Annotated in this window: 9 protein-coding genes, 1 tRNA gene and 1 pseudogene; 1 reads left to right on the forward strand and 10 read right to left on the reverse strand. The window is 58.2% G+C overall.

All coding sequences use genetic code 11. The features are described 5' to 3' along the window. Positions 1 to 45: 45 nt before the first annotated feature. The 8 genes from rimP to rlmE all read right to left on the reverse strand — a co-directional run bounded on the left by rimP (position 46) and on the right by rlmE (position 7,275). Positions 46 to 507, reverse strand: coding sequence for a ribosome maturation factor RimP (gene rimP / locus MLD24_RS20690; RefSeq protein ID WP_227173986.1), 462 nt, complete (start codon positions 505 to 507; stop codon positions 46 to 48). Between the two features lie 315 nt (positions 508 to 822). Further along, positions 823 to 907: transfer RNA gene (locus tag MLD24_RS20695), tRNA-Leu, on the reverse strand. 6 nt (positions 908 to 913) lie between these two features. Next, positions 914 to 1,285 carry a preprotein translocase subunit SecG gene (gene secG, locus MLD24_RS20700; RefSeq protein WP_248169133.1) on the reverse strand — a complete coding sequence of 124 codons (372 nt, stop codon included), beginning with the start codon at positions 1,283 to 1,285 and terminating at the stop codon, positions 914 to 916. Positions 1,286 to 1,315: 30 nt separating this feature from the next. Beyond that, positions 1,316 to 2,086, reverse strand: coding sequence for a triose-phosphate isomerase (tpiA, locus tag MLD24_RS20705; protein ID WP_248169135.1), 771 nt, complete (start codon positions 2,084 to 2,086; stop codon positions 1,316 to 1,318). Between the two features lie 72 nt (positions 2,087 to 2,158). After that, complete coding sequence (gene glmM, locus MLD24_RS20710) at positions 2,159 to 3,502, reverse strand: phosphoglucosamine mutase (protein WP_248169137.1); 1,344 nt, start codon at positions 3,500 to 3,502, stop codon at positions 2,159 to 2,161. Continuing rightward, entirely contained in the window at positions 3,499 to 4,332 is an 834-nt protein-coding gene (gene folP, locus MLD24_RS20715; RefSeq protein ID WP_248169145.1) for a dihydropteroate synthase, read from the reverse strand. Before folP ends, glmM begins: the two co-directional genes overlap by 4 nt. A gap of 155 nt (positions 4,333 to 4,487) precedes the next feature. Further along, positions 4,488 to 6,425, reverse strand: a complete 1,938-nt coding sequence (ftsH, locus tag MLD24_RS20720; protein ID WP_228752838.1) for an ATP-dependent zinc metalloprotease FtsH — start codon at positions 6,423 to 6,425, stop codon at positions 4,488 to 4,490. Between the two features lie 229 nt (positions 6,426 to 6,654). Then, positions 6,655 to 7,275, reverse strand: a complete 621-nt coding sequence (gene rlmE / locus MLD24_RS20725) for a 23S rRNA (uridine(2552)-2'-O)-methyltransferase RlmE (RefSeq protein ID WP_248169147.1) — start codon at positions 7,273 to 7,275, stop codon at positions 6,655 to 6,657. 138 nt (positions 7,276 to 7,413) lie between these two features. Between rlmE and yhbY the strand changes: the two genes are divergently transcribed. Next, positions 7,414 to 7,725: a ribosome assembly RNA-binding protein YhbY gene (gene yhbY / locus MLD24_RS20730; protein ID WP_228752837.1), complete on the forward strand. Its 312-nt coding sequence runs from the start codon at positions 7,414 to 7,416 to the stop codon at positions 7,723 to 7,725. Between the two features lie 122 nt (positions 7,726 to 7,847). On the opposite strand, the gene greA is transcribed toward yhbY, so the two are convergent. Both greA and carB read right to left on the reverse strand, forming a co-directional pair. Next, complete coding sequence (greA, locus tag MLD24_RS20735; RefSeq protein ID WP_227173980.1) at positions 7,848 to 8,327, reverse strand: transcription elongation factor GreA; 480 nt, start codon at positions 8,325 to 8,327, stop codon at positions 7,848 to 7,850. Between the two features lie 4 nt (positions 8,328 to 8,331). Further along, a pseudogene (gene carB, locus MLD24_RS20740) lies at positions 8,332 to 8,859 on the reverse strand (carbamoyl-phosphate synthase large subunit); the annotation flags it as partial.

Below are 8,859 nucleotides of genomic sequence, written 5' to 3' on the forward strand. Positions count from 1 at the left end.
GGATTACCCTGCCCTTAACCTGAAATAGACTCGCAGTCAGACGACTTACTTGAATACCGGAATGATGTTGGCGCGCTCAATGCTGTCGAAGGGCAACAGGTACTCGTGATCATCCACGATCACTACCACATCGCCACCTTCGGTGCCCTTGAGCAGGCCCTGGAACTTACGGCGTCCTTCGAACGCCATGCGCAGCCGGATCTGGACTTTGTGGCCGGCATAAGCCTGGTACTGTTCAAGTCGGAACAGAGGCCGATCCATGCCCGGGGAGGAAACTTCGAGGGTGTACTCACTCTGGATAGGGTCTTCCACATCCAGCACGCCGCTCACCTGGCGACTCACTTTCTCACAGTCATCGACACCGATACCGTTCTCGGCATCGTCGATAAACAGCCGCAACATCGGCTGAGGGCCACGGGAACGGTATTCCATTCCCCAAAACTCATACCCCAACCCTTCCACTACAGGCCGCAGCATTTCTTCAAGCTTACTTAACTTGGCTGACAAGGTTATCCCGTCTCCATCATTTTCTGTGCCCTAAAACAAAAAAAGGGCTGTTAATCAGCCCTTTTTATGCACCAGGGCCATTTGCCAGGCCCCTTAATCAAAAAGCCCCTTAATCTGGGGCCCTTTGTTGCAAGAACGTACAGGGAAAGCTGCGCTTGCGCGCTCCCTGCAGACAGACACCTGGCCTGTCATCACGAGCTCCGGCTCGAAATCACCGGAAAACCGCATCGAACGTGGCCGGAGTATAAGTACCTCACCGCCACTGGTCAAGGACTGACCAAAAAAAACGGCTTGGAAACCCAAACCGTTTTAAGATGGTGCCGAAGGCCGGACTTGAACCGGCACGGCTTACGCCACTACCCCCTCAAGATAGCGTGTCTACCAATTCCACCACTTCGGCAATAACTTACTCGAGTTCCGGCAGATCATTACCTGCCGCATCCTCGGTTTGAGCCGCACCCTCTTCAAGTGCAGGCTGCTCAGCGTCGGCCGAAACTTCCTCGACCACCGGAATGCCAGCATCGACAGCCACTTCCGCACGCTGCTTGGCGAAAATCGCCAAGGAAAAACTTGTCACAAAGAACACGATCGCGAGGAACGTGGTCATCCGAGTCAGAAAGCTACCACTGCCTTGACTGCCGAATACCGTCTGGGACGCTCCGCCCCCGAAGGCTGCACCGGCATCCGCCCCTTTTCCCTGCTGAATCAGAACCAGACCCACCAGAGCGACGGCGATCACCACGTGCACTACGACAACCAGTGTTTCCAACCACTCCATAACGACTCTCTGTCTATCTAGCTGGTGCGATCAGTTGACCGCATCCGGCGCTTCGAGCGCCCTACAGATTTCGACAAAATCAGCAGCTACCAACGATGCACCACCAATCAGGCCACCATCGACATCCGGCTGCTGAAACAGTCCGACTGCGCTTTCGGGCTTTACGCTACCACCATAAAGCAGCGTAATTTCCTCTGCGGGCGCACCCAGCTTTGCCAATTGCTTACGCATAACAGCATGCATTGACTGGGCGTCTTCTGCGGTTGCCGTTTTGCCGGTACCGATTGCCCAGACTGGCTCGTAAGCCACAACCACTTGCTGCCACTGCTCGCCTCGCAGACCTATCAGTGCAGAGCTCAATTGCTCACACACGACTTGCTCAGCCTGCCCGGCTTGTCGCTGCTCCAGCGTTTCACCAACACAGAGCACGACCGTCAAATTCGCTTCCAGCACTTGCTGGAGTTTCTCGGCGACGACCTCTTCGCATTCCGCGAACAACTGACGCCGCTCGGAGTGACCGACCAAGACATAGCGACAATCAAAGTCACTCAACATGCCTGCAGCCACTTCTCCGGTATAAGCACCGGCTTGCCAGCGAGCAACATTCTGCGCTCCCAGCTTAAGCTGACTGCCTTTAACTTCCTGCTGCACATCGCGAAGATAAAGAGAGGGAGGAATAATAACAACCTCAACACCTTTATCAAGGCCTGCAACACCGGATTTTACATCTTTGAGCAACGTCCGAACCATTTCTTCGGACCCGTTCATTTTCCAGTTTGCAGCAACAATCTTTTGGCGCATATCAGCCCCCTGACACAAGGGAGGCCGAACTATACAGCAGTCTCCCCTGCCAGACAACCGCCCGCCGAAATTTCACGCCTTGGACTGGCGAACCACCTCCGCCAGCTCTTCCGCGATTCGACCAATCTGCTCAGCGTCCCGACCTTCCGCCATTACCCGAATCAGCGGCTCGGTGCCTGAAGCCCGCAGCAGTACCCGGCCGTTCGCACCCAACGCCTGCTCAGCCTGGTCGACCGCCGTCCGCACATCATCCCGGGACAGCGGATCAAAGCGCTCCGCCACCCTGACGTTGACCATATGCTGAGGCAGCTTGTTCACACCTTCCCGCAAGGCCTTCAGAGAGCAGCCGGAGGTCCAGCCGGCCACCAGCACCTGCAATGCCGACACAATACCATCGCCAGTGGTCGTACGATCCCGGATGACCATGTGTCCGGAACCTTCGCCCCCCAGTACCCAGTCGTTCTTCACCAGACATTCCATGACGTAGCGGTCACCAACTTTCGCCCGCTCAAAGGGAATCCCCCGCTCCTGCAGCGCCAACTCGACCCCGAGATTGGTCATCAGGGTACCGACCACTCCCCCTTTGAGTTTGCCCGATGCCTGGCGCTCGGAAGCCAGGATATACAACAGCTCATCGCCATCGACCTCGGCACCGTCCGAATCCACCATCATCACCCGGTCACCATCACCGTCAAAAGCAATTCCCAGGTCTGCGCCCTGCGCCAGCACGGTCTCCCGCAAGCGGTCGAGATTGGTGGAACCGACCGCCAGGTTGATATTGAGACCATCCGGTTCACCACCGATGACTGAAACCTTGGCCCCCAACTCGCGAAAGACCTTGGGCGCCACGTGGTAAGTCGCCCCATGGGCACAATCCAGCACCAACCTCACCCCCTCCAGAGTGAACTCATTGGGCACGGTGCTCTTGCAGAACTCAACGTAACGCCCCGGCGCGTCATCGATACGACTGGCTTTCCCAAGATCGGCGGAATCCGCCACCTGGATGGGGAGATCCAGCCAGCGCTCAATTTCCGCCTCCAGGGCGTCATCCAGCTTGGTACCGGCCGCCGAGAAGAACTTGATGCCATTGTCATGGTGGGGGTTGTGGGAGGCACTGATGACAATACCCGCAGATGCCCGGAACGTCCGGGTCAAATAGGCAATGGCCGGAGTCGGCATGGGGCCTAGCAACTTCACATCAACGCCGGCGGCTGAAAGTCCGGCCTCCAGCGCCGACTCAAACATATACCCGGACAGCCGGGTATCCTTGCCTATCAACACACTGTTGCGCTGACCCTCTCGCTTGAATACCTGGCCGGCCGCCCAGCCCAGCCGCAACATGAAATCCGGAGTAATCGGCGCTTCACCTACACGACCACGAATCCCGTCGGTCCCAAAATACTTTCTGTCGCTCATTGTGCCGATTCCTCCATCGCTGCAACGACCTTAACCGCATCTACCGTCTCCGGCACGTCATGCACCCGAATGACCGACGCGCCCTTCATCGCCGCTATTGTCGCCACCGCCACGCTCGCAGACAACCGTTCATCCACGTCACGGCCGGTAATGTGACCCAGCATACTCTTACGTGACATCCCCACCAGAAGCGGATAACCCAACACCTGCAACTGTTCCATCGAGGCCAGCAACTGCAGATTGTGCTCCAGGCTCTTACCAAAACCGAAGCCTGGGTCCAGCAGCACCTGTTCTGGCGCAATACCCGCAGCTTCCACCTCCCTTACTCGCGCCATCAGAAAGGCACTGATTTCCCGGAGGACATTGTCGTACCGTGGCTGAACCTGCATATCCCGGGGCTTGCCCTTCATGTGCATCAGACAGACCGGCAGCCCGCTGGTCGCAGCCGCCGCAACGGCACCGTCCCGGCTCAGTGCCCGAACGTCGTTGATCAGCCCGGCGCCCAAGCGGGCCGTCTCGGTGATCACTGCTGGCGAACTGGTATCCACAGACACCACCACCTCAAGTTCGCGGCCAATTGCCTCAACCACCGGACAGACCCGATCCAACTCTTCCTGCTCCGAGACCTCCGCCGCACCAGGCCGGGTGGATTCGCCGCCAACATCGATAAACACCGCGCCGGCGTCCGCCATCCGGCGCGCCTGATCCAGGGCAGTGTCCAGACGGTTGAAGCGCCCACCATCGGAGAATGAATCCGGCGTGACATTCAGAATCCCCATGACATGACACCGGGACATATCCAGCACCCGGCCGGCAAAGTTCATTTCCATCTCAGCCTCTTGGATCAGCAAGCGCCTGGCAAGCTCATCAACCGCCCGGCATGGTCGTACGTGTATTTCCACTTAACAAACAGAAACGCCGCCCGGACGGGCGGCGTTGTGCGTACTGCTCTCAGCGTTCAGGGAAGCCAGCACCGAGGTGCCGGTCAGTGCTCCCCGGCAGGCCGGCCAACCCCACCGGACTGGCGATCATCGCCAGCGGCTGGTTCCGATACCGGCTCTTCAACCGCCGCGCCCCCACTGGGACCATTATCCCCCCAGCTTCTGGGTGGTCGCGGCGTGCGACCTTCCATAATGTCATCAATCTGGTGACGATCGATGGTCTCGTACTTCATCAGAGCATCGGCCATCAGATCCAGCTTATCGCGATTATCGATCAGCAACTGACGGGCTTTCTCGTAGCATTCATCGATGATATTGCGTACTTCTTCATCGATTCGCTGAGCTGTCTCCGGAGAGTAGACCGTATGACTCTGACCGGCAGAGCGCCCCAGGAAAGGCTCCTCACTGTCGGTATCGTATTGCAGCGGCCCCAGCTTTTCCGACAAACCCCAGCGGGTCACCATGTTGCGGGCCAGGCCAGTCGCCCGCTCGATGTCATTGGAAGCACCGGTGGTGACCCCCTCAAACCCGAGCGTCAGCTCCTCAGCGATCCGACCACCGAACAGACTGCAGATCGAACTGATCAGGTAACGCTTGGAATGGCTGTACTTGTCCTCTTCCGGCAGGAACATGGTCACACCCAGGGCACGGCCACGGGGGATAATGCTGACCTTGTACACCGGATCATGCTCGGGCATCAGACGTCCGACAATGGCGTGCCCGGCCTCATGGTAGGCCGTGTTCCGCTTTTCTTTCTCATTCATCACCATGGACTTGCGCTCGGCACCCATCATGATCTTGTCTTTTGCCAGCTCCAGCTCTTCCATCGACACCAGACGCTGATTGCGGCGGGCGGCGAACAGCGCGGCCTCATTGATCAGGTTGGCCAGGTCCGCACCGGAAAAGCCGGGTGTACCGCGGGCAATCACGCTCGGCTCAATGCCATCCGCCAGCGGCACCTTCTTCATGTGCACTTTCAGGATCTGCTCCCGGCCGATGATGTCCGGCAGGCTGACCACAACCTGACGGTCGAAACGGCCTGGGCGCAGCAGCGCCGGGTCCAAGACATCGGGACGGTTGGTGGCGGCAATGACGATAACGCCTTCGTTGCCCTCAAAGCCGTCCATTTCAACCAGCAACTGATTGAGAGTCTGCTCCCGCTCATCGTGACCACCGCCCATACCAGCGCCACGATGGCGACCAACGGCATCGATCTCGTCGATGAAGATGATGCAGGGGCTCTGTTTCTTGGCCTGCTCGAACATGTCGCGAACGCGGGATGCGCCCACGCCGACGAACATTTCAACGAAATCGGAACCGGAGATGGAGAAGAACGGCACCTTGGCTTCCCCGGCGATGGCCTTGGCCAACAGGGTCTTACCGGTACCCGGAGGCCCCACCATCAGCACCCCCTTTGGAATACGGCCGCCCAAACGCTGGAACTTGCTCGGATCCCGCAGGAAGTCAACGATCTCTTTGACGTCTTCCTTGGCCTCGTCGACCCCGGCAACGTCGGAGAAGGTGGTCTTGATCTGATCCTCACTCATCAAGCGGGCTTTGCTCTTGCCAAAAGACATCGGTCCTTTGCCGCCACCGCCACCCTGCATCTGGCGCATGAAGAACACGAACAGAGCAATGATGATGAGAATCGGGAATGCCGCAACCAGAAGCTGCGTCCACAGGCTCTGACGCTCAGGCTCCTTGCCAACGACTTCCACCTGGTTGGCCAGCAGATCGTCCATCAGCTTGTTGTCGGCAACCTGGGGACGGATGGTCTGGAAGCGGGAACCATCACCACGGGTGCCCTGGATTTCCAGGCCGTCGATGGTCACCTGACGTACCTGCCCCTGCTGTACCATCTGTACAAACTGGGAATAATTTACCTGTTGCCCCGTAGGGTTGGGTGAGAAATTCTGAAACACCATCAACAGGACGGCGGCTATGATCAGCCAAAGAACCAGATTTTTTGCCATATCGTTCAAGGATCGTCACCTGTGAATTGAAAGACCCCATTGCCGGCAACGCCGCAAAGCTGGCCTTTATCGACACCTTACACCAATTATACGCCGCTCCACCATAAGTGGCCTTCGCGTATGATCCGCCCTTGGCGGTTTTTTCGTTACCCTTTGGTCAGCCCGGGTAAAACGACAAGGTCAGTCGGTAACCAATCTTGTCGGCGGGTAATCGGCACCCTCGACACAGTTGGCCTATTTACCCACGAAAGCCCTTGCAGACCTGGTAGATCTCCCGGGACCGAGCGCGGGAAGAATCCGGCTTGCGACTGACGACGGTCTTGAACGAACCGCGCATGTCCTGCAGCAGTTGATCAAAGCCCTCACCCTGGAAAACCTTCGCCACAAACACCCCATTGGGTTTGAGCACCTGGCTGGCCATATCCAACGCCAGCTCAACCAGGCCCATGGCGCTGGGGATATCAACAGCAGCCATACCACTCATATTGGGTGCCATATCGGAAATTACAACGTCTGCGCGACGCCCACCCAGAGTCGACATCAATTCGTCGAACACCGACTGCTCGGTGAAGTCGCCCTGAACAAACGTGACGCCGGCAATCGGGTCCATTGCCAGGATGTCACTGGCGATCACCGTGCCCTGATCGCCGACCCGCTCCATGGCCACCTGTGACCAGCCACCGGGCGCCGCGCCAAGGTCCACCACCAACTGCCCTGGGCGGAACAACTGATCTTTCTGATCCAGCTCCACCAGCTTGTAACTGGCTCTTGAGCGATAGCCATCCGCCTGGGACTTCTTGACCCAAACATCGTCAAAATGTTCCTTAAGCCAACGGCCACTGGATTTAGAACGTGCCAAGCAGAACCTCCCGGCGCACTGATAGGTGGATACGGCAATTTCCAGGATCATGCGATCTGGTACAATGCCTCGATTATAAGGGTTTGACGGCCGATGTGCCGCTGACGTTTTTTATGGCACCCATTGAAGGACTTGATCATGAGCCTGTCACCTGAACAGCGCCGCGCATACCGGGGCATTGCCCATTCACTCAAACCGGTGATTATCATCGGCGACAAAGGCCTCTCCGAGGGCCTCCAGCAGGAGCTGGACCGAGCTCTTGACGATCATGAGCTGATCAAGGTCAAGGTCGCAAACCCGGATCGCGAGGCGCGCCAGGAAATCATTGCGGCGCTCTGCGCGGAATCCGGTGCCGAGCTGGTTCAAACCATTGGCAAGATCGCTGTGGTCCTGCGTCGCGCCAAGAAGCCCAACCCCAAGCTGTCCAACCTGCTGCGCCAGCAAGGTTAATCGACGCCACCGCAGCGGCAATAAAAAACCGGCACCGGGTCTGTCCCGCTGCCGGTTTTTTTATTGGCTCCCCAACCGCCGGCCTGTCTGTCGCCGGCGACGGAGAACCTGCACACACATGCTCAGATGTGCTCGACCTCTTCGATCTCGTACTCCACGGTGCCGGACGGTACCCGTACCGCCACCACATCGCCTTCGCTCTTGCCAATCAGGGCGCGAGCGATGGGTGATGAAATGGAGATTTTGCCAGCCTTGATGTCGGCCTCGTCCTCACCACAGATCTGGTACTTGACCTGCTCATCCGTATCCACGTTCAGCAGGTGAACCGTCACACCAAAGACCACCTTGCCGGTGTTCTCCATGGTGGTGACGTCAATTACCTGGGCCGAGGACAGCTTGCCCTCGATTTCCTGGATACGGCCTTCAATAAAGCTCTGCTGCTCGCGGGCGGCGTGGTATTCGGCGTTCTCCTTGAGATCACCGTGCTCGCGGGCGTCCGCAATCGCTTCGATCACGCGGGGGCGCTCAACAGTTTTCAGCTGGTGCAGTTCTTCGCGGAGACTGACCTCACCAGCTTTGGTCATGGGTACACGGGTTGTCATAGTCTTACTTTCCTGCATGCAGATCCTGGAGCCGACGAACGGTGCGCTCCGGACCAAAATTAATGGCGCGGCAAAGCGCTTCACCGCCCGCCAGCGTCGTTGTGTAGGTAACCTTCGACTGCAGAGCCGATTGCCGGATCTGCGCCGAGTCAGAGATGGCCTTGCGGCCCTCGGTGGTGTTGATGATCAACTGAACCTGGCCATTCTTGATGGCGTCCACAATATGCGGACGGCCTTCACGGACCTTGTTGACCGTCTCCACCTTAATGCCGGCATCGCGCAGAGCTTTGGCCGTGCCAGTGGTGGCAACCAGCTGGAAGCCGGCGGCGATCAGATCGCGAGCCACTTCCGCCGCGCCGGCTTTATCCACATCCCGTACCGACATGAACGCAGTGCCCTTCTCCGGCAACCGCTCACCGACCGCCAAAGCGGCCTTGGCAAAGGCCTCATCAAAACTGTCGCCCAGGCCCATTACCTCACCGGTGGATTTCATCTCCGGTCCCAGGATCGGATCCACCGCCGGGAACTTGTT

This window comes from Marinobacter xestospongiae (genome assembly GCF_023156385.1).
GTDB classification, from domain to species: domain Bacteria; phylum Pseudomonadota; class Gammaproteobacteria; order Pseudomonadales; family Oleiphilaceae; genus Marinobacter; species Marinobacter xestospongiae.

Coding starts and splice junctions, on each gene's coding strand:
- yhbY (WP_228752837.1), top strand. CDS start 7,414: ATGAGCCTGTCACCTGAACAGCGCCGCGCATACCGGGGCATTGCCCAT.
- glmM (WP_248169137.1), bottom strand. CDS start 3,502: ATGAGCGACAGAAAGTATTTTGGGACCGACGGGATTCGTGGTCGTGTA.
- folP (WP_248169145.1), bottom strand. CDS start 4,332: ATGGAAATGAACTTTGCCGGCCGGGTGCTGGATATGTCCCGGTGTCAT.
- greA (WP_227173980.1), bottom strand. CDS start 8,327: ATGACAACCCGTGTACCCATGACCAAAGCTGGTGAGGTCAGTCTCCGC.
- tpiA (WP_248169135.1), bottom strand. CDS start 2,086: ATGCGCCAAAAGATTGTTGCTGCAAACTGGAAAATGAACGGGTCCGAA.
- secG (WP_248169133.1), bottom strand. CDS start 1,285: ATGGAGTGGTTGGAAACACTGGTTGTCGTAGTGCACGTGGTGATCGCC.